Origin of the sequence: Streptomyces sp. NPDC052079 (genome assembly GCF_040680275.1) — a bacterium.
Classification (GTDB): domain Bacteria; phylum Actinomycetota; class Actinomycetes; order Streptomycetales; family Streptomycetaceae; genus Streptomyces.
This window is the reverse complement of the sequence record NZ_JBFAWL010000018.1, coordinates 105,742-126,236: the sequence shown is the minus strand read 5'-3', so window position 1 is coordinate 126,236 and position 20,495 is coordinate 105,742. Positions and strand designations below refer to the sequence as shown.

20 protein-coding genes are annotated in these 20,495 nt (G+C 71.3%); 18 read left to right on the top strand and 2 right to left on the bottom strand.

Annotated features, from left to right (window positions below; translation table 11 throughout):
- Positions 1–3 precede the first annotated feature (3 nt).
- From hisH to hisF, 4 genes are read left to right on the top strand one after another with little or no spacing between them, the layout of a single operon-like run.
- Positions 4–645 (top strand): imidazole glycerol phosphate synthase subunit HisH, encoded by a 642-nt coding sequence (hisH, locus tag AB0L56_RS24030; protein WP_361029974.1) that lies wholly within the window; start codon positions 4–6, stop codon positions 643–645.
- A gap of 4 nt (positions 646–649) precedes the next feature.
- The gene (priA, locus tag AB0L56_RS24025) at positions 650–1,372 is read left to right on the top strand and encodes a bifunctional 1-(5-phosphoribosyl)-5-((5-phosphoribosylamino)methylideneamino)imidazole-4-carboxamide isomerase/phosphoribosylanthranilate isomerase PriA (protein ID WP_365426182.1); all 723 of its coding nucleotides are present in this window, start codon (positions 650–652) and stop codon (positions 1,370–1,372) included.
- Between the two features lie 16 nt (positions 1,373–1,388).
- The gene (locus tag AB0L56_RS24020; RefSeq protein ID WP_361029981.1) at positions 1,389–1,793 is read left to right on the top strand and encodes a Rid family hydrolase; all 405 of its coding nucleotides are present in this window, start codon (positions 1,389–1,391) and stop codon (positions 1,791–1,793) included.
- Entirely contained in the window at positions 1,790–2,545 is a 756-nt protein-coding gene (hisF, locus tag AB0L56_RS24015) for an imidazole glycerol phosphate synthase subunit HisF (protein ID WP_361029984.1), read from the top strand. Before AB0L56_RS24020 ends, hisF begins: the two co-directional genes overlap by 4 nt.
- 2 nt (positions 2,546–2,547) lie before the next feature.
- Here hisF and AB0L56_RS24010 read toward each other — a convergent pair whose 3' ends face one another.
- Both AB0L56_RS24010 and AB0L56_RS24005 read right to left on the bottom strand, forming a co-directional pair.
- A complete protein-coding gene (locus tag AB0L56_RS24010) occupies positions 2,548–2,946 on the bottom strand; it encodes a VOC family protein (RefSeq protein ID WP_361029987.1) in 399 nt (132 codons plus the stop codon).
- Positions 2,947–2,969: 23 nt separating this feature from the next.
- Positions 2,970–3,605, bottom strand: a complete 636-nt coding sequence (locus AB0L56_RS24005) for a TIGR03085 family metal-binding protein (protein WP_365426176.1) — start codon at positions 3,603–3,605, stop codon at positions 2,970–2,972.
- Between the two features lie 84 nt (positions 3,606–3,689).
- Between AB0L56_RS24005 and hisI the strand changes: the two genes are divergently transcribed.
- The 14 genes from hisI (at position 3,690) to AB0L56_RS23935 (ending at position 20,385) form a co-directional block, all read left to right on the top strand.
- Positions 3,690–4,121, top strand: a complete 432-nt coding sequence (gene hisI, locus AB0L56_RS24000) for a phosphoribosyl-AMP cyclohydrolase (RefSeq protein ID WP_361029993.1) — start codon at positions 3,690–3,692, stop codon at positions 4,119–4,121.
- Positions 4,122–4,132: 11 nt separating this feature from the next.
- Entirely contained in the window at positions 4,133–5,626 is a 1,494-nt protein-coding gene (locus tag AB0L56_RS23995; RefSeq protein ID WP_365426172.1) for an anthranilate synthase component I, read from the top strand.
- A 41-nt stretch (positions 5,627–5,667) separates the two neighbouring features.
- Complete coding sequence (locus AB0L56_RS23990) at positions 5,668–6,312, top strand: TIGR02234 family membrane protein (protein WP_365426169.1); 645 nt, start codon at positions 5,668–5,670, stop codon at positions 6,310–6,312.
- 140 nt (positions 6,313–6,452) lie between these two features.
- On the top strand, positions 6,453–6,704 hold the full coding sequence (locus AB0L56_RS23985) for an HGxxPAAW family protein (protein WP_361030002.1): 252 nt from the start codon (positions 6,453–6,455) through the stop codon (positions 6,702–6,704).
- Positions 6,705–6,792: 88 nt separating this feature from the next.
- Complete coding sequence (locus AB0L56_RS23980; RefSeq protein WP_365426165.1) at positions 6,793–7,230, top strand: DUF2752 domain-containing protein; 438 nt, start codon at positions 6,793–6,795, stop codon at positions 7,228–7,230.
- 109 nt (positions 7,231–7,339) lie between these two features.
- Positions 7,340–8,149: an indole-3-glycerol phosphate synthase TrpC gene (gene trpC / locus AB0L56_RS23975; RefSeq protein ID WP_365426162.1), complete on the top strand. Its 810-nt coding sequence runs from the start codon at positions 7,340–7,342 to the stop codon at positions 8,147–8,149.
- A 21-nt stretch (positions 8,150–8,170) separates the two neighbouring features.
- A complete protein-coding gene (locus AB0L56_RS23970) occupies positions 8,171–8,344 on the top strand; it encodes a hypothetical protein (RefSeq protein ID WP_365426159.1) in 174 nt (57 codons plus the stop codon).
- 104 nt (positions 8,345–8,448) lie between these two features.
- A complete protein-coding gene (trpB, locus tag AB0L56_RS23965; protein ID WP_365426155.1) occupies positions 8,449–9,732 on the top strand; it encodes a tryptophan synthase subunit beta in 1,284 nt (427 codons plus the stop codon).
- Entirely contained in the window at positions 9,729–10,544 is an 816-nt protein-coding gene (gene trpA, locus AB0L56_RS23960; protein ID WP_365426152.1) for a tryptophan synthase subunit alpha, read from the top strand. The genes trpB and trpA overlap by 4 nt, the downstream gene beginning before the upstream one ends.
- Positions 10,545–10,641: 97 nt before the next feature.
- Positions 10,642–11,454: a thioredoxin domain-containing protein gene (locus tag AB0L56_RS23955; RefSeq protein ID WP_361030018.1), complete on the top strand. Its 813-nt coding sequence runs from the start codon at positions 10,642–10,644 to the stop codon at positions 11,452–11,454.
- 96 nt (positions 11,455–11,550) lie between these two features.
- Positions 11,551–12,522 carry a prolipoprotein diacylglyceryl transferase gene (lgt, locus tag AB0L56_RS23950; RefSeq protein ID WP_365426148.1) on the top strand — a complete coding sequence of 324 codons (972 nt, stop codon included), beginning with the start codon at positions 11,551–11,553 and terminating at the stop codon, positions 12,520–12,522.
- Positions 12,523–13,229: 707 nt separating this feature from the next.
- Positions 13,230–13,961, top strand: coding sequence for a VIT1/CCC1 transporter family protein (locus AB0L56_RS23945; protein ID WP_365426145.1), 732 nt, complete (start codon positions 13,230–13,232; stop codon positions 13,959–13,961).
- Positions 13,962–14,330: 369 nt separating this feature from the next.
- A complete protein-coding gene (gene gltB, locus AB0L56_RS23940) occupies positions 14,331–18,929 on the top strand; it encodes a glutamate synthase large subunit (protein WP_365426210.1) in 4,599 nt (1,532 codons plus the stop codon).
- Positions 18,922–20,385 (top strand): glutamate synthase subunit beta, encoded by a 1,464-nt coding sequence (locus AB0L56_RS23935; RefSeq protein WP_365426142.1) that lies wholly within the window; start codon positions 18,922–18,924, stop codon positions 20,383–20,385. Before gltB ends, AB0L56_RS23935 begins: the two co-directional genes overlap by 8 nt.
- Positions 20,386–20,495: the final 110 nt, after the last annotated feature.

The window sequence follows — 20,495 nt, the reverse complement described above, 5'->3', positions numbered from 1 at the left end:
ACCTTGAGCACCACCAGGAAGGTCGTGGTCTTCGACTACGGCTTCGGCAACGTCCGCTCCGCCGAGCGCGCCCTCGCCCGCGCGGGAGCCGACGTGGAGATCACCCGGGACTTCGACCGGGCGATGAACGCCGACGGGCTGCTGGTGCCCGGCGTCGGCGCCTTCGCCGCCTGCATGAAGGGGCTGAAGGAGGCGCGCGGCGACTGGATCGTCGACCGCCGGCTGTCCGGCGGCCGCCCCGTGATGGGCATCTGCGTCGGCATGCAGATCCTCTTCGCGCGGGGCATCGAGCACGGCGTGGAGACCGAGGGCCTCGAGGAGTGGCCCGGCTCCGTCGAGCCGCTCCAGGCCGAGGTCGTGCCCCACATGGGCTGGAACACCGTGGACGCCCCGGCCGGCTCCGAGCTCTTCGCCGGCCTCGACGCGGACGCCCGCTTCTACTTCGTGCACTCCTACGCCGTCCACGACTGGACGCTCGAGACCACGAACCCCGCGATGCGCGCCCCGCTGGTCACCTGGTCCACCCACGGCAAGCCGTTCGTGGCGGCCGTGGAGAACGGCGCCCTGTGGGCCACCCAGTTCCACCCCGAGAAGTCCGGCGACGCCGGTGCCCAGCTCCTCACCAACTGGATCGGAACCCTGTAGAGACATGGCCAAGCTCGAACTCCTCCCCGCCGTCGACGTCCGCGACGGCCAGGCCGTCCGCCTTGTGCACGGCGAGTCCGGGACGGAAACGTCGTACGGCTCCCCGCTGGAGGCCGCCCTCGCCTGGCAGCGCTCGGGCGCCGAATGGCTGCACCTGGTCGACCTGGACGCCGCGTTCGGCACCGGCGACAACCGCGCGCTGATCGCCGAGGTCACCGGGGCGATGGACATCAAGGTCGAGCTGTCCGGCGGCATCCGCGACGACGACACCCTCGCCGCCGCCCTCGCCACCGGCTGCACCCGCGTCAACCTTGGCACCGCCGCCCTGGAGACCCCCGAGTGGGTCGCCCGGGTCATCGCCGAGCACGGCGACAAGATCGCCGTCGGTCTCGACGTCCGCGGCACCACGCTGCGCGGCCGCGGCTGGACCCGCGACGGCGGCGACCTCTACGAGACGCTGGAGCGTCTCGACAAGGAGGGCTGCGCCCGCTACGTCGTCACCGACATCGCCAAGGACGGCACGCTCCAGGGCCCCAACCTGGAGCTGCTGAAGAACGTCTGTGGTGCCACCGACCGTCCGGTCGTCGCCTCCGGCGGTGTCTCCTCCCTCGACGACCTGCGCGCCATCGCCGGGCTCGTCCCGCTCGGCGTCGAGGGCGCCATCGTGGGCAAGGCCCTCTACGCCAAGGCGTTCACCCTGGAAGAGGCCCTGGAGGCCACGTCTTGACGAAGGACACAGGCCGATGACGTCCGACGCCGTACGGCGCGTGCAGAGCGGGAATCCCTGGGAGGAGACCCTCGGCTCCGCGCGCGCCGTCGCGGCGGGCGACCGCGTCCTGGTGGCGGGCACCACCGCCTTCCAGGGCGATCTGCTCCACGGGGAGGGCGACCCCTACGAACAGACCAGGGTGGCCTTCACCCTCGCCCTGGAGGCGCTCGGCGCGTACGGGCTCGGCATCGGGTCCGTGATCCGCACCCGCCTCCATCTCGCCCACGCGCGGGACGTCGAAGAGGCCGCACGCGCGCACAAGGAGCTGTTCGACGCGGTGCGCCCGGTCACCACCCTCCTGGTGGTCGAGGGCTTCATCGACCCGCGCGTACTGGTCTCAGTGGAACTCGAAGCATTCAGAGGAGCCGTGGATTCATGACCCTGGCGGTCCGAGTCATCCCCTGCCTGGACGTGGACAACGGCCGGGTCGTCAAGGGCGTCAACTTCCAGAACCTGCGCGACGCGGGCGACCCCGTCGAGATGGCCAAGGTGTACGACGCCGAGGGCGCCGACGAGCTGACGTTCCTGGACATCACCGCCTCGTCCGGCAACCGTGAGACCACCTACGACGTGGTGCGCCGCACCGCCGAGCAGGTGTTCATCCCGCTCACCGTCGGCGGCGGCGTGCGCACCGCCGAGGACGTGGACAAGCTGCTGCGCGCGGGCGCCGACAAGGTCGGCGTGAACACCGCGGCGATCGCCCGCCCCGAGCTCATCCGCGAGATCGCCGAACGCTTCGGCCGGCAGGTCCTGGTCCTGTCGGTGGACGCCCGCCGCACCGGGACCGGCTCGTTCGAGGTGACCACGCACGGCGGCCGCCGCGGCACCGGCATCGACGCGGTGGAATGGGCGCACCGCGCCGCCGAACTGGGCGCGGGCGAGATCCTGCTGAACTCCATGGACGCCGACGGCACCAAGGACGGCTACGACCTGGAGATGCTCGCCGCCGTCCGCAAGCACGTCACCGTGCCGGTGATCGCCTCCGGCGGCGCCGGAAAGCTCGCCGACTTCCCGCCCGCGGTCGCGGCGGGCGCGGACGCCGTACTGGCCGCCTCGGTCTTCCACTTCGGCGACCTGCGCATCGGCCAGGTCAAGGAGACGCTGCGGGAGGCCGGCCACCCGGTGCGGTGAGCTCAGCCGATCGGCTGAACCAGCTGGACGAGGTTGCCGACCGTGTCGTCCAGGACCGCGGAGAGCACCGGACCCTGCTCCAGCGGGTCCTGCACGAAGTGCACCCCCTCCCCGCGCAGCCGCTCGTACTCCGCGCGGAGGTCGTCCACGGAGAACACGATCGAGGGCAGCCCCGCCTCCCGCACCGCCCGGCGGTACGGCTCGGCGATGGGCCCCTGCCCCGGTTCCAGCAGCAGTTCTAGATCCGGCTGGGCGCCCTCGCGCGCCCCCACGGTGACGAACAGCGTGCCGTCGCCCATATCCATATGGGTACGGGTCTCGAAGCCGAGGACATCGGTGTAGAAGGCCTGCGCCTTCGCCACGTCGTCCACGTACACGCTGGTCATGGCCACTTTGATCACGAGCTGCGCCTTCCGGGTGCGGATCAGATGCCGAGCTGTTTGGTCTCCCGCAGCTTCGCGATCGCGTTCTCGTCGCCGTCCACCTCGACCTTGGCCGCGCTCTGCCGGCCGTAGGCGAACAGCACCAGCTCGGACGGCTCCCCGGTCACCGTGACCACCGGGGCGCCACGGTGCGCCACCACCGTCCGGCCGTCCGGACGGCGCAGCACCAGGCCCGTCGGAACACCGCGGCCCAGCAGGCGCGCGGAGCGTTCCAGACGGGACCACAGGGCGTCCTGGAACACCGGGTCCAGCTCGCGCGGCGTCCACTCCGGCTGGGCCCGGCGGACGTCCTCGGTGTGGACGTAGAACTCCACGGTGTTCGACAGCTCGTCGACCTGCTTCAGCGAGAAGGGCGAGAAGCGCGGCGGACCGGTCCGAATCAGCTGGATCAGTTCCTCGTACGGCTTGGCGGTGTACTCCGCCATCACCCGCTCCAGCCGCGGTGTGAGCTGCTTGACGAGTATTCCGCCCGCCGCGTCGGGACGGCGCTCGCGCACCACCACATGGGCGGCCAGATCCCGGGTGGTCCAGTCCTCGCACAGGGTGGGGGCGTCCGGGCCCGTGGTCTCCAGCAGATCGGCCAGGAGAAGTCGTTCACGCTTGGCATGGGTCGACATGCAGGCCAGCCTACGGCCGGGCGCCGGGTCCGCCCAGCGGACAGAGCCCCGGTCCGCCTGCCCGGGCGCGGCACAATGGTCCGCATGACCAGCACGCCCGCCCGTCGCCCGGCCACCGCCCCCCAGGGAGGCGCTTCGCGCCAGGGCGCCCCCTTCAGCCGCCTCGACCCGGAGATCGCCGCACGGCTCAAGCGCAGCGCCGACGGCCTCCTGCCCGCCATCGCCCAGCAGTACGACACCGGAGAGGTGCTGATGCTGGGCTGGATGGATGACGAGGCGCTGCATCGCACGCTGACCACCGGCCGCTGCACCTACTGGTCGCGCAGCCGCCAGGAGTACTGGGTGAAAGGGGACACATCCGGGCACGTCCAGTGGGTGAAGTCGGTCGCCCTGGACTGCGACGCCGACACCGTGCTGGTCAAGGTCGACCAGGTCGGCGCCGCCTGTCACACCGGCGCCCGCACCTGCTTCGACGCCGACGTGCTGGTGGCGGACGCCCCCGCCGCGGATCAGTAGGGTCAGCCGCCATGGACCTCGAGACCTTCCGCAAGCTCGCCACCGACCGCCGCGTCATCCCCGTCACCCGCAAGCTCCTCGCCGACGGCGACACCCCGGTCGCGCTCTACCGCAAACTCGCCGGCGAGCGCCCCGGCACCTTCCTGCTCGAGTCGGCGGAGAACGGAAGGTCCTGGTCCCGCTACTCGTTCGTCGGCGTCCGCAGCGCCGCGACCCTCACCGAACGCGACGGGCAGGCGCACTGGGAGGGCACCCCGCCCGTCGGCGTCCCCGTGGACGGCGATCCGCTCGCCGCGCTGCGCGCCACCCTGGGGGCCCTGCACACCCCCCGCGACCTCGCCCACGACCTGGGCCTGCCGCCCTTCACCGGCGGCATGGTCGGCTATCTCGGCTACGACATCGTGCGCCGCCTGGAGAAGATCGGCCCCGGCGAGCGGGACGACCTGAAACTGCCCGAACTGACCATGCTGCTCACCAGCGACCTGGCTGTCATGGACCACTGGGAGGGCTCGGTCTGGCTGATCGCCAACGCGATCAACCACAACGACCTGGAGACCGGCGTCGACGAGGCGTACGCGGACGCCGTGGCCCGGCTCGACGCCATGGAGGCGGACCTCGCCCGCCCGGTCGCCCAGCCCCCGGCCGTGCTGCCGCCCTCCGAACTGCCCGAGTACTCCGCGCGGTGGGGCGGCCCCGACTTCCAGCAGGCCGTGGAGGACGTCAAGGAACGCATCCGCGCGGGCGAGGCCTTCCAGGTCGTGCCCTCGCAGCGGTTCGAGACCGCGTGCACGGCGAGCGCCCTCGACGTCTACCGGGTGCTGCGGGCCACCAACCCGTCGCCGTACATGTACCTGTTCCGCTTCGACGGCTTCGACGTGGCCGGATCCTCCCCCGAGGCCCTGGTCAAGGTCGAGGACGGGCGGGCCATGGTCCACCCCATCGCCGGCACCCGGCACCGCGGCGCCACCCCGCAGGAGGACCAGGCCCTCGCCGACGAACTCCTCGCGGACCCCAAGGAGCGCGCCGAGCACCTCATGCTCGTCGACCTGGGCCGCAACGACCTCGGGCGGGTCTGCGAACCCGGCTCCGTCGAGGTCGTCGACTTCATGTCCATCGAGCGGTACTCGCACGTCATGCACATCGTGTCCACGGTCACCGGCCGCGTCACCGGCGACCGCACCGCCTTCGACGTGCTCACCGCCTGCTTCCCGGCCGGCACGCTCTCGGGCGCGCCCAAGCCCCGCGCGATGCAGATCATCGATGAACTCGAGCCGTCCCGGCGCGGGCTGTACGGCGGCTGTGTCGGCTACCTCGACTTCGCCGGCGACTCCGACACCGCCATCGCCATCCGCACCGCCCTGCTGCGGGACGGCACCGCCTACGTCCAGGCGGGAGCCGGTATCGTCGCCGACTCCGACCCGGTCGCCGAGGACACCGAGTGCCGCAACAAGGCCGCCGCCGTGCTGCGCGCCGTTCACACCGCGAACCGGCTGGGAAAGGCGTGAGATGAACCCCGGGTGACGGTTCGCCCGGGGTTCAGGCGATAGTGGATGCCGTGACTGCTGTACCTACCCCCCGTTCCGGGGCCGCCGGCACCGCCAGGGCCGGCCGCCTCAGCCTCGCCGCCGCGCTGCTCTGCGGCGCCCTCGGCGCCGCCGTGGTCCTCCTCGCCACCCGGCAGCAGTGGTCGGAGGGCACCACGACGGTGGCCGGCGGCGCGTTCCCCCTGACCGCCAACGGCAGCGACGTCACCGGCGTCCCCGCCGCCCTGGCCGTCGTGGGGCTGGCCGCGCTCGTCGCCATCTTTGCCGTACGCCGCACCGGCCGCTTCGCCGTCGCCGCGGTGCTCGCGCTCTCCGGCGCGGGCACGATCACGGCGGCGCTGCTCGGGGCGTCGGACCGCGGGGCACTGAACGAGCAGGCGGCACAGGTGTCCGGCGACACCTCGGCGACGGTGGACGCCCTCAGCCACACGGCGTGGCCGTACGTCGCCGCCGCGGGCGGTGTGCTGCTGCTGGCGGCGGGGCTGCTGGCGCTGCGGTACGGGACGCTGTGGCCGGCGATGTCCGGCCGCTACGAGCGGGGCGGAGCGGAGGCACGGCCGCGCCGCAGGCCGGCCGCGGTCGACCCGGACCGCCCGGAGGACCTCTGGAAGGCGCTGGACAGGGGCGAGGACCCCACGGGGGCGTAGCGCCTGGCCGCCGAGCAGGCGCGGCCAGGGCGGACGCGCAACGCCCCCAGGCCCACCCCGGGGCACGGCGGCCGGGTGGGTGCGGGACAATGACGGGGAGCGTCCTGCTCAGACACGCACACAGCAACGAGGAGCAAGCAATGGCGGGCAGCAGCCACGGTCACACCCCGGCCGCCTGGACCGGTGTCATCATCGCCTTCATCGGTTTCTGCGCCGGTGGTGCCTTCATGGTGATGAACCAGCCCGTGGGCTTCTGGGCGAGCATGGGCGTAATTCTCCTCGGCGGCGTCGTGGGCGCCATCATGCGCTCGATGGGCCTGGGCCAGCCGAAGAGCAACCACCCCGTCCACAAGATGACCGGCGATCGCACGCCGGCCGGCGCCGAGGGCTGAGCGGCACCCACCGCACACGCACTCCGGACAGGGGCGGCGGCCCGCAACGGCGGAGCCGGAACCGCCCCTGACCCGTGTTCGGGGGACAATGCACAGCGTGAACGCCCGCAGTCCTAACGTTCCCCGCGGCAGGGGGGCACGGCTGGCCGTCCCCGCCGCCGTGCTCGCGGCCGTCGCCGGAGCCTTCGCCTACGTCGGGGCCGTCGACCCCAACGAGCCCGGTCACTACCCCGTCTGTCCGCTGCTCCACCTCACCGGCCTGTACTGCCCCGGCTGCGGCGGGCTGCGCAGCGCGCACGCGGTCGTCCACGGCGACCTGCTGGCCGCGCTCCAGGCCAACGCGCCCGCCGTCGTCGGATACGCCGGCTTCGCCGCGCTGTGGACCGTCTGGGTGATCCGCGCGGTGCGCGGCGGACCGCCGCTGCGCATCGATCCGCCACCGGTGCTCCTGTGGTCGCTGGGAGCGCTGCTGCTCGCTTTCACAGTTGTCCGGAACCTGCCGTTCGGTGGCTGGTTGCATCCTTGATCACATGGTGAACGTCCAGGTAGTGGGACCGGATGCCAGGCATACGCCCTGCTGCGGATACCATCGCAGTGACCATCGAAGACCGACCGTCAGGAAGGGGGCCGCTCGCGTGAGTGTGCTCGACGAGATCATCGACGGAGTCCGTGCCGACCTCGCGGAGCGGCAGGCGCGCGTCAGCCTCGACGAGCTCAAGGAGCGCGCGGCGAAGGCCCCCGCGGCCAAGGACGGCGTGGCCGCCCTGCGCGGCGATGGCGTCAAGGTGATCTGCGAGGTCAAGCGTTCCAGCCCGTCCAAGGGCGCGCTGGCCGCGATCGCCGACCCGGCGGGACTCGCCGCGGACTACGAGGCGGGCGGCGCCGCCGTGATCTCCGTCCTCACCGAACAGCGCCGCTTCGGCGGCTCGCTGGAGGACCTCGAGGCTGTTCGTGCGCGCGTGGACATCCCCGTGCTGCGCAAGGACTTCATCGTCACCTCCTACCAGCTCTGGGAGGCCCGCGCGTACGGCGCCGACCTCGTGCTGCTGATCGTCGCCGCCCTCGACCAGCCCGCCCTGGAGTCGCTGATCGAGCGCGCCGAGTCCATCGGGCTCACCCCGCTCGTCGAGGTCCACGACGAGGACGAGGTCGAGCGCGCGGTCGACGCGGGCGCCAAGGTCATCGGGATCAACGCGCGCAACCTCAAGACCCTCGAGGTCGACCGCGGAACCTTCGAGCGGGTGGTCCCCGAGATCCCCGCCCACCTGGTCAAGGTCGCCGAGTCCGGCGTCCGCGGCCCGCACGACCTCATCGCCTACGCCAACGCCGGCGCCGACGCGGTCCTGGTCGGTGAGTCCCTGGTCACCGGCAAGGACCCGAAGACGGCCGTCTCCGACCTGGTGGCAGCGGGCGAACACCCCGCACTGCGCCACGGCCGCGGCTGACACCTCGGTAGGCTGCCCCCGATGACACACGCACTCCCTCCGGCCCCCAGGGACCCGTACGCCCGCCTCGCGCGCGGCTGTCGGCCCCGGGGCTGCCGCGCGCCCGCGCGCAGGGTGCATGGCCGCCGGGTGCGGTACGTCATCGGCGACGAACCCGGGCAGGTCAACGGCATGCGATGGCACCAGCCGACCTAGGGGCGCGGGGAACTGCGCGACAAGCCACAGCCCGTCCGCAGCCGACCATCAGTCCCCGCCCCCACGGAGATTAGTGCCCAACACACTCACCGTGAGGTACACGCATGCCCAGCACCTTCTTCATCCCCGACCCGGAGGGGCACATCCCCAGCGCCGAAGGCTACTTCGGCGCCTTCGGCGGCAAGTTCATCCCCGAGGCCCTCGTCGCGGCAGTCGACCAGGTCGCCGTCGAGTACGACAAGGCCAAGTCCGACCCCGAGTTCGCCCGGGAACTCGACGACCTCCTGGTCCACTACACCGGCCGCCCCAGCGCGCTCACCGAGGTCCCGCGTTTCGCAGAGCACGCCGGCGGGGCGAGGATCTTCCTCAAGCGCGAGGACCTGAACCACACCGGCTCGCACAAGATCAACAACGTGCTCGGCCAGGCCCTCCTGACCAAGCGCATGGGCAAGACCCGCGTCATCGCCGAGACCGGCGCCGGCCAGCACGGCGTGGCCACCGCCACCGCCTGCGCGCTCTTCGGCCTCGACTGCACGATCTACATGGGTGAGATCGACACCCAGCGCCAGGCCCTCAACGTGGCCCGGATGCGCATGCTCGGCGCCGAGGTCATCGCCGTGAAGTCCGGCAGCCGCACCCTGAAGGACGCCATCAACGAGGCGTTCCGGGACTGGGTCGCCAACGTGGACCGCACCCACTACCTCTTCGGCACGGTCGCGGGACCGCACCCCTTCCCGGCGATGGTGCGCGACTTCCACCGCGTCATCGGGGTCGAGGCCCGCCGCCAGCTCCTGGAGCGCGCCGGGCGCCTGCCCGACGCCGCCATCGCCTGCGTCGGCGGCGGCTCCAACGCCATCGGCCTGTTCCACGCCTTCATCCCCGACCCGGACGTACGGCTCATCGGCTACGAACCCGCCGGACACGGCATCGAGAGCGGCGAGCACGCGGCCACCCTCACGGCGGGCGAGCCCGGCATCCTGCACGGCTCCCGGTCCTACGTCCTCCAGGACGACGAGGGCCAGATCACCGAGCCGTACTCGATCTCGGCCGGCCTGGACTACCCGGGCATCGGGCCCGAGCACGCCTACCTCAAGGACAGCGGGCGCGGCGAGTACCGCGCGGTCACCGACGACGCCGCGATGCAGGCACTGCGCCTGCTCTCGCGCACCGAGGGCATCATCCCGGCCATCGAGAGCGCCCACGCGCTGGCCGGCGCCCTGGAGGTCGGCAGGGAGCTGGGCACGGACGGCCTGATCGTGGTCAACCTGTCGGGGCGCGGCGACAAGGACATGGACACCGCCGCGCGCTACTTCGGTCTGTACGACGCCGACGCCGAGGTCGCCGCCGACGAGGCCGGCACCGCCGAGATCAAGGGGGACGCCAAGTGAGCGGGAACGTGCAGCTGCTGAACGACACCCTCGCCGCGGCGAAGTCCGAGGGCCGTGCCGCCCTCATCGCCTACCTCCCGGCCGGGTTCCCCACCGTGGACGGCGGCATCGAGGCGGTCAAGGCCGCCCTGGGGGGCGGCGCCGACGTCGTCGAGGTGGGCCTGCCGCACAGTGACCCCGTCCTGGACGGCCCGGTCATCCAGACCGCCGACGACATCGCCCTGCGCGGCGGGGTGAAGATCGCCGACGTGATGCGCACGGTGCGCGAGGCGCACGCTGCCACCGGCAAGCCGATCCTCGTCATGACGTACTGGAACCCCATCGACCGCTACGGCGTCGAGCGGTTCACCGCCGAGCTCGCCGAGGCGGGCGGTGCCGGGTGCATCCTGCCCGACCTGCCCGTGCAGGAGTCGGCGCTGTGGCGGGAGCACGCGGAGAAGCACGGACTCGCCACCGTCTTCGTGGTCGCGCCCAGCAGCAAGGACGAGCGGCTGGCCGAGATCACCGCGGCCGGCAGCGGCTTCGTCTACGCCGCCTCCCTGATGGGTGTCACCGGCACCCGCGAGTCGGTCGGCGCCCAGGCCGAGGACCTGGTGCGGCGCACCCGCGCCACCACCGACATCCCGGTCTGCGTCGGCCTCGGGGTCTCCAACGCCGCCCAGGCCGCCGAGGTCGCCGGCTTCGCCGACGGCGTCATCGTCGGTTCGGCCTTCGTCAAGCGGATGCTGGACGCCCCCGACGACGCGGCCGGGATCGAGGCCGTGCGCGCCCTCGCCGGCGATCTGGCCCGGGGAGTGCGCGGGCAGGCGTGACCGGCCGGGTGTCCGACGTCAGTCATACGGATCCCCCATAAGGGTGGACCTGGGACCGGGGAGGCGCTGTGCGCCTCCCCGGTTCGTTCTGCGGGGTGTGAGCGACAAGAACCGTGAGGGAAAGCGCACCGCCAGGGAGCGGATGGCGGTCGAGCGCGAGAAGCAAAAGGCGGCGGAGAAGCGGCGCCGCGCCCTGATCGTAGGCGGGAGCGTGGTCTGTGTCCTGGCACTCGCGGCGGTGATCGGCGTCATCGCCGCCAACTCCGCAGGGGACGACGAGAACGAGGCGTCCGGCCCCGTCGTGGCGCCCTCGGGGGCCCTGGGCAAGGACGGCCTCGCCATTCCGGTCGGCAAGGAGAGCGCCAAGGCCACGCTCACGGTGTGGGAGGACTTCCGCTGCCCGGCCTGCAAGGCGTTCGAGCAGAACTACAGTCCGACGATCCACGAGCTCACCGACGCCGGTCAGCTGAAGGTCGAGTACCACCTGGTCACGCTGATCGACGGAGGACTGGGTGGCTCCGGCTCCCTGAACTCGGCCAATGCCGCAGCCTGCGCCCAGGACGCCGGGAAGTTCACCCCATACCACGACGTGCTGTTCCAGAACCAGCCGATGGAGAGCGACGACGCCTTCGCCGACAAGGACAAACTGATCGAGCTGGCCGGCAAGGTCGACGGGCTCGACACCCCGGAGTTCCGCACCTGCGTCGAGGACGGCACGCACAACAGCTGGGTCGTGAAGTCGAACGAGGCCTTCCAGAAGGGCGGCTTCAGAGGCACGCCCACCGTGCTGTTCGACGGCAGGAACATCTACGAGGACCGCTCGATGACGCCGGAGAAGCTGAAGCAGATGGTGGAGGAGGCCAACAAGGGGGCCGGCAAGGGGGCCAGCAAGGAAGCCAGCAAGGGGTAGCCCCCGTCTCCCGGGGAACTCCGATGTTCCTGTTACGGAGCCGTTGCCGGGCCGCCCGCCGCGCGGCCGGTCCGGCACGGTAGCGTCGACCTTGCCATGGAACTTGCCTACATTCCCAGCCCGTCGAGCGGGGTGCTGTACCTCGGCCCCGTTCCGCTGCGCGGCTACGCGTTCTGCATCATCATCGGCGTCTTCGTTGCCGTCTGGCTCGGCAACAAGCGCTGGGTCGCCCGGGGCGGGCGGGCCGGCACGGTGGCCGACATCGCTGTCTGGGCGGTGCCCTTCGGCCTGATCGGCGGCCGGCTCTACCACGTGATCACGGACTACCAGCTGTACTTCAGCGAGGGCCGTGACTGGGTGGACGCCTTCAAGATCTGGGAGGGCGGCCTCGGCATCTGGGGCGCGATTGCGTTCGGTGCGCTGGGTGCCTGGATCGGCTGCCGGCGCCGGGGGATCGCGCTGCCCGCCTACGCCGACGCCGTCGCGCCGGGCATCGCCTTCGCCCAGGCGATCGGCCGCTGGGGCAACTGGTTCAACCAGGAGCTGTACGGGCGGCCTACGGATCTGCCGTGGGCGGTGGAGATCACGTCCTCCGCCGACGGGCGGACTCCGGGTACGTACCACCCGACGTTCCTCTACGAGTCGCTGTGGTGCATCGGTGTGGCGCTGCTGGTGATCTGGGCCGACCGGCGGTTCAAGCTCGGGCATGGGCGGGCGTTTGCGCTGTATGTCGCGGCGTACTGCGTGGGGCGGTTCTGGATCGAGTACATGCGGGTTGATGAGGCGCACGAGATTCTTGGACTGCGGCTGAACAACTGGACGTCGATCGTCGTGTTCCTGCTGGCTGTGCTGTACATCGTGCTGTCTGCGCGGAAGCGGCCGGGGCGGGAGGATGTCGTGGAGCCGGGCTCCGGAAGCGGCGAGGAGGGTGCTTCGTCCGTGGAGGAGGACTCCGCGTCCGGTATGGACTCCGGGGACTCCGAAAGCTCCGAGGACCTGAAGGACTCCGAGGGGACCGCGTCCGTCGAGGACTCCAAGGATGGGGCCGGGTCGGCGAAGAAGAGCTGACGGGTTGCGGTACTGCGTCGAGGGCGTCCGGGTTTTCCTGGGCGCCCTCGGTGCGTGTGGGCCGGGGGTGGTTGCGCAGCCCGGCGCTTGCGGGGTGCCGTCGCGCCCACCCGTGCCGCCCTGCGGCACGATTGCCCGCGGGAGCGGTGAGGCTCAGGGTGTGGCGGCGCCGGCGGGGTGCCGTCGCGCCCACCCTCCCCCACTCTCGGCTTCGCTCGAGCGGGGGGACCCCCATCGCCCTGGGGGTACCTCCCAGGCCCTTAAGGCACTGGGGGAGGCACGACTGCCCGCGGAGCGCGGAGCGTGGAGCGGCGCGCAGCCCGGCGCCGGCGGGGTGCCGTCGTGCCCACCCGTGCCGCCCTGTGGGGAGGCAGCCGACGGCCCAGCGCGTCGCCGATGGCCAGACCGAGCAGCGCGCCGCGCGTCCGCTCGCGCGGCCCCAGGGCGTCTCCGGGCGCCGGTGGTACGGCCCGTAAGAGGCGCGGAGCCCTTGGCGGAACTGTCCCCCGGTGCGGTGTCCGGCGCAGCCTCAGCGGCCTCAGCGTCACCCGGTCGACATCTGTGTGTTGAGCTACACAAACGAGCGGACGGCGCAAAAGCGCAGGTTAGCCCAGCCTTTCCTTGCTGGCGAGAGGGGGTGAGGAGGCGTAGATTGAGCGTTGTCGAAGAGTAGAACTTGTCCAAAGAAGACTCTGGGGGACGCAGGCATGGCCATCATCGAGACCGAGGCGACGCTGCACGAGGCGCACCGCGACAACCACACGCACCGGGATGTGAACGGCGGGTGGCTGCGCCCCGCGGTCTTCGGCGCGATGGACGGACTGGTCTCCAACCTCGCCCTGATGACCGGCGTCACCGGCGGCGCCGTCAGCCAGCAGACGGTCGTCCTCAGCGGTCTGGCCGGACTGGCCGCCGGCGCCTTCTCCATGGCGGCCGGTGAGTACACCTCCGTCGCCTCCCAGCGCGAGCTGGTCGAGGCCGAGCTGGCCGTCGAGCGGCGCGAGCTGCGCAAGCACCCGGACGACGAGGAGGCCGAACTCGCCGCCCTCTACGAGGCCCGCGGTGTCGACTCCGACCTGGCCCGCGAGGTCGCCCGGCAGCTCTCGAAGGACCCCGAGCAGGCCCTGGAGATCCACGCCCGCGAGGAACTGGGCATCGACCCCGGCGAGCTTCCCTCGCCCACCGTCGCCGCCGTGTCCAGCTTCGGCTCCTTCGCGGTGGGCGCCCTGCTCCCTGTGCTGCCGTATCTGCTCGGCGCGAGCAGCCTGTGGCCGGCCGTGCTGCTGGCGCTGCTCGGCCTCTTCCTGTGCGGCGCGGTGGTGGCCAAGGTGACGGCGCGCACCTGGTGGTACAGCGGTCTGCGGCAGCTCGCCCTCGGTGGCGCGGCGGCCGGTGTGACGTACGCCCTGGGCACGTTTTTCGGAACGGCCATAGGATAACGCCTCGCGTGCCTATGCGAGCAGCCGCATAAGTAGCCGTAAATTGCTGGTTTCGGCTGCATGGCCACTGGGCATGAGCCGTAAGCGCTGTGGGCAAAGAGGCCGGCGGCGTGCCCGCGGGATGGGGCGAAGGAGCTCTTTCCCGCTATGACCGACGGACATCGATCTGCCCGGCCCGGTCTCCATAGCTTCCACCGCCAGGCGCGGAACCCCCGCCGCGACCCGAGCGGTGTCCGCATGCTGGAACTGAGTGTCCCGGTTTCCGAGAACCGCTCCATCATGTAACCTGCAGCAAATTTTGCACCTTCGCGAGGGCCAACGTCGTCCCTCGGCACCTGAAAATGCCACATGACGACGACGGGAGAGCCGATGCGTACGCCGCGCCAGCCGTCCCAGCATTCTCCGAGCGACCGCCCGAACTGGTCGTTCATGGATGCTCGCCCTGCCGCGCAGGGTATGTACGACCCCCGCAACGAGCACGATGCCTGCGGCGTCGGCTTCGTCGCCACCCTCACCGGCGAGGCGTCCCACACCCTGGTCGAGCAGGCCCTCACGGTCCTGCGCAACCTCGAACACCGCGGCGCCACCGGCTCCGAGCCGGACTCCGGCGACGGCGCGGGAATCCTCTCCCAGGTGCCCGACGCCTTCTTCCGCGAGGTGGCCGGATTCGAGCTGCCCGAGGCGGGCGGCTACGCCGTCGGCATCGCCTTCCTCCCGGAGGACGGCGCCGACGCCGCCGTCGCCCGGATCGAGGAGATCGCCGCCGACGAGGACCTGACCGTCCTCGGCTGGCGCGAGGTGCCGGTCGCGCCCCAGCTGCTCGGTGCCACCGCCCGTTCGACGATGCCGGTGTTCCGGCAGATCTTCGTCAGCGCCGGGCAGGCCCGGGGCATCGAACTCGACCGCAAGGCGTTCGTGCTGCGCAAGCGCGCCGAGCGGGAGGCGGGCGTCTACTTCCCGTCCCTGTCGGCCCGCACCATCGTCTACAAGGGCATGCTGACCACCGGTCAGCTCGAGCCGTTCTTCCCGGACCTGTCCGACCGCCGCTTCGGCTCCGCCATCGCGCTCGTGCACTCCCGGTTCTCCACGAACACCTTCCCCTCGTGGCCGCTGGCGCACCCGTACCGCTTCGTCGCGCACAACGGTGAGATCAACACCGTCAAGGGCAACCGCAACTGGATGCGCGCCCGCGAGTCCCAGCTCGCCTCCGAACTGTTCGGCGAGAAGAAGACCCTCGAGCGGATCTTCCCGGTCTGCACCCCCGACGCCTCCGACTCCGCCTCCTTCGACGAGGTCCTGGAGCTCCTTCACCTGGGCGGCCGCTCCCTGCCGCACTCCGTGCTGATGATGATCCCGGAGGCGTGGGAGAACCACGACTCCATGGACCCCGCGCGGCGCGCCTTCTACCAGTACCACTCCACGATGATGGAGCCCTGGGACGGCCCCGCCTGCGTCACCTTCACCGACGGCACCCAGGTCGGCGCCGTACTCGACCGCAACGGTCTGCGCCCGGGCCGCTACTGGGTCACCGACGACGGTCTGGTCGTCCTCGGCTCCGAGGTCGGCGTGCTCGACATCGACCCGGCCAAGGTCGTCCGCAAGGGACGCCTCCAGCCCGGCCGCATGTTCCTCGTCGACACCGCCGAGCACCGCATCATCGAGGACGACGAGATCAAGTCGCGGCTCGCCGCCGAGCACCCCTACGCGGACTGGCTCGAGGCAGGCGAGATCGAGCTGTCCGACCTGCCCGAGCGCGAGCACATCGTGCACACCCACGCCTCGGTCACCCGCCGCCAGCAGACCTTCGGCTACACCGAGGAGGAACTGCGGGTCCTGATCGCGCCGATGGCCAAGGCCGGCGCCGAGCCGATCGGCTCGATGGGCACCGACTCGCCGATCGCCGCGCTCAGCGAGCGCCCGCGGCTGCTCTTCGACTACTTCACCCAGCTGTTCGCCCAGGTCACCAACCCGCCGCTGGACGCGATCCGCGAGGAGCTGGTCACCTCCCTGCACTCCTCGCTGGGCCCGCAGGGCAACCTGCTGGAGCCGACCGCCGCGGCGTGCCGCAGCGTCACGCTGCCCTTCCCGGTGATCGACAACGACGAGCTGGCCAAGCTCATCCACATCAACGCCGACGGCGACATGCCCGGCTTCAAGGCCGCGACCCTCTCCGGCCTGTACCGGGTCTCCGGCGGCGGCGAGGCCCTCGCCGAGCGCATCGAGGCGATCTGCGCCGAGGCCGACGCCGCCATCGAGAACGGCGCCCGCCTCATCGTCCTGTCCGACCGGCACTCCGACGCCGAGCACGCGCCGATCCCGTCGCTGCTGCTCACCGCGGCCGTCCACCACCACCTGATCCGCACCAAGCAGCGCACCCACGTGGGTCTGCTGGTGGAGGCCGGTGACGTCCGCGAGGTCCACCACGTCGCCCTGCTCATCGGCTACGGCGCCGCGGCCGTCAACCCCTACCTGGCGATGGAGTCCGTCGAGGACCTGGTCCGCGCGGGCACCTTCCTGCCGGACATCCAGTCCGAGAAGGCCATTCGCAACCTGATCCACGCCCTCGGCAAGGGCGTCCTGAAGGTCATGTCCAAGATGGGCATCTCGACCGTCGCCTCCTACCGCGGCGCGCAGGTGTTCGAGGCCGTCGGCCTGGCGGAGGACTTCGTCGAGAAGTACTTCAACGGCACCGCCACCAAGATCGGCGGCGTCGGCATCGACGTCATCGCCAAGGAGGTCGCCGCCCGCCACGCCAAGGCCTACCCGGCCTCCGGCATCGCGCCCGCGCACCGGGCGCTGGAGATCGGCGGCGAGTACCAGTGGCGCCGTGAGGGCGAGCCGCACCTGTTCGACCCGGAGACGGTCTTCCGCCTCCAGCACTCCACGCGCTCCGGCCGCTACGAGATCTTCAAGAAGTACACCGAGCGGGTGAACGAGCAGTCCGAGCGGCTGATGACGCTCCGCGGCCTCTTCGGCTTCAAGAGCGACCGCAAGCCCATCCCGCTCGACGAGGTCGAGCCGGTGTCCGAGATCGTCAAGCGGTTCTCCACCGGCGCCATGTCGTACGGCTCCATCTCCCAGGAGGCGCACGAGACCCTGGCCATCGCCATGAACCAGCTGGGCGGCAAGTCCAACACCGGTGAGGGCGGCGAGGACCCGGAGCGCCTGTACGACCCGGCCCGCCGGTCGTCCATCAAGCAGGTCGCCTCCGGCCGCTTCGGGGTGACCTCCGAGTACCTGGTCAACTCCGACGACATCCAGATCAAGATGGCCCAGGGCGCCAAGCCCGGCGAGGGCGGCCAGCTGCCCGGTCACAAGGTCTACCCGTGGGTCGCGAAGACCCGGCATTCCACGCCGGGCGTGGGGCTCATCTCCCCGCCGCCGCACCACGACATCTACTCCATCGAGGACCTCGCCCAGCTGATCCACGACCTGAAGAACGCCAACCCCCAGGCGCGCATTCACGTCAAGCTGGTCTCCGAGGTCGGCGTCGGCACGGTCGCCGCGGGTGTGTCCAAGGCCCACGCGGACGTCGTGCTGATCTCCGGCCACGACGGCGGCACGGGCGCCTCGCCGCTCACGTCGCTGAAGCACGCCGGCGGTCCCTGGGAGCTCGGCCTTGCCGAAACCCAGCAGACCCTGCTGCTCAACGGCCTGCGCGACCGGATCGTCGTACAGACCGACGGCCAGCTCAAGACCGGCCGCGACGTGGTCGTCGCCGCCCTCCTCGGCGCCGAGGAGTTCGGCTTCGCGACCGCCCCGCTGGTCGTCTCCGGCTGCGTCATGATGCGCGTCTGCCACCTGGACACCTGCCCGGTCGGCATCGCCACGCAGAACCCGGTGCTGCGCGACCGGTACACGGGCAGGGCCGAGTACGTCGTGAACTTCTTCCGGTTCATCGCCGAGGAGGTCCGCGAGCTTCTCGCCGAGCTGGGCTTCCGCTCCCTCGAGGAGGCCGTCGGCCACGCCGAGGTCCTCGACGTCACCCGCGCGGTGAACCACTGGAAGGCGCAGGGCCTGGAGCTGGAGCCGCTGTTCCACGTGCCCGAGCTGCCCGACGGCGCGGTCCGCCACCAGGCGGTCGCCCAGGACCACGGCCTGGAGAAGGCGCTCGACAACGAGCTGATCAGGCTCGCCGCCGACGCGCTCTCCGCCTCCGGCGCCGAGGACGCCCAGCCGGTGCGCGCCCAGGTCGCCATCCGCAACATCAACCGCACGGTCGGCACCATGCTCGGCCACGAGGTGACCAAGAAGTTCGGCGGCGCGGGCCTGCCCGACGACACCATCGACATCACCTTCACCGGCTCCGCCGGCCAGTCCTTCGGCGCCTTCGTCCCGCGCGGTGTCACGCTGCGCCTGGAGGGCGACGCCAACGACTACGTCGGCAAGGGCCTGTCCGGCGGCCGGATCGTGGTCCGCCCGGACCGCGCGGCCGACCACCTCGCCGAGTACTCCACCATCGCGGGCAACACCATCGCCTACGGTGCGACCGGCGGCGAGATGTTCCTGCGCGGTCGTACGGGTGAGCGGTTCTGTGTCCGCAACTCCGGCGCGCTGGTCGTCTCCGAGGGCGTGGGCGACCACGGCTGCGAGTACATGACCGGCGGGCACGCGGTCGTCCTCGGCGAGACCGGGCGCAACTTCGCGGCCGGCATGTCCGGCGGCATCGCCTACGTCATCGACCTCGACCGGGACAACGTCAACGCCGGCAACCTGTCCGCCGTCCACGAACTGGACGACGACGACAAGCGGTGGCTGCACGACGTGGTTCGCCGGCACCAGGAGGAGACGGGTTCCACCGTCGCCGAGAAGCTGCTCGCCGAGTGGGACACCGCCGTAGAGCGCTTCAGCAAGATCATCCCCAGCACCTACAAGGCAGTGCTCGCCGCCAAGGACGCCGCCGAGCGAGCCGGTCTGTCCGAGACCGAGATCACCGAGAAGATGATGGAGGCGGCGATCAATGGCTGACCCGAAGGGCTTTCTGAACCACGGCCGCGAGGTCGCCAGGTCCCGTCCGGTCGAGGAGCGCACGAAGGACTGGAACGAGGTCTACGTCCCCGGTTCCCTGCTGCCGATCATCAGCAAGCAGGCGAGCCGCTGCATGGACTGCGGCATCCCGTTCTGCCACAACGGCTGTCCGCTGGGGAACCTCATCCCCGAGTGGAACGACTACGCCTACCGCGAGGACTGGGGCGCCGCCTCCGAGCGGCTGCACGCCACCAACAACTTCCCGGAGTTCACCGGTCGGCTGTGCCCGGCTCCGTGCGAGTCGGCGTGCGTGCTCGGCATCAACCAGCCGCCGGTCACCATCAAGAACGTCGAGGTCTCGATCATCGACAAGGCGTGGGAGACCGGGGACGTCGCCCCGAGGATCCCCGAGCGCCTGTCCGGCAAGACCGTCGCGGTCGTCGGTTCCGGCCCCGCGGGTCTGGCCGCCGCACAGCAGCTGACCCGGGCCGGCCACACGGTCGCCGTCTACGAGCGCGCCGACCGCGTCGGGGGCCTGCTCCGCTACGGCATCCCCGAGTTCAAGATGGAGAAGCGGCACATCAACCGCCGTATCGAGCAGATGCGCGCGGAGGGCACCAAGTTCCGCACCGGTGTCGAGATCGGCCGTGACATGCCGGCGACGGCGCTGCGCAAGCGGTACGACGCCGTGGTCCTCGCCGTCGGCGCCACGACCGCGCGGGACCTGCCGGTGCCCGGCCGTGAGCTCAAGGGCATCCACCAGGCCATGGAGTACCTGCCGCTGGCCAACAAGGTGCAGGAGGGCGACTACGTGGCCCCGCCGATCTCGGCCGAGGGCAAGCATGTCGTGGTGATCGGCGGCGGTGACACCGGCGCCGACTGCGTGGGCACCGCCCACCGCCAGGGCGCGGCCTCCGTCACCCAGCTGGAGATCATGCCCCGCCCGAGCGAGGAGCGGAACCCGGTCTCCCAGCCGTGGCCGACCTTCCCGATGCTCTACAAGGTCACGTCGGCCCACGAGGAGGGCGGTGAGCGGGTCTACTCCGTCTCCACCACCCACTTCGAGGGCGACGAGGACGGCAACGTCCAGTGGCTGCACATGAGCGAGGTCGAGTTCGTCGACGGCAGGCTCACCCCGAAGCCGGGCACCGAGCGCAGGATCCCCGCCCAGCTCGTCACCCTCGCCATGGGCTTCACCGGTACCGACCGGGACAACGGACTGGTCGAACAGTTCGGCCTGGAGCTCGATGAGCGCGGTAACATCGCCCGCGACGCCGACTTCCAGACCAATGTGCCGGGTGTGTTCGTCGCCGGTGACGCCGGCCGCGGCCAGTCGCTCATCGTGTGGGCGATCGCCGAGGGCCGCTCGGCTGCGCGGGGCTGCGACCGCTTCCTCACCGGGGCGAGCGAGCTGCCGGCCCCGATCCGCCCGACGGACCGCGCGCTGGCGGTCTGACGGAGCGGCTCACCACAGGACCCTGACGGTCCGTCATATGCGTCCCGTACAAAGGCGTACGGAACACCAGGTGGCGCCTGCCCGCCAGTCCCCGACCGGACGACTGGGCA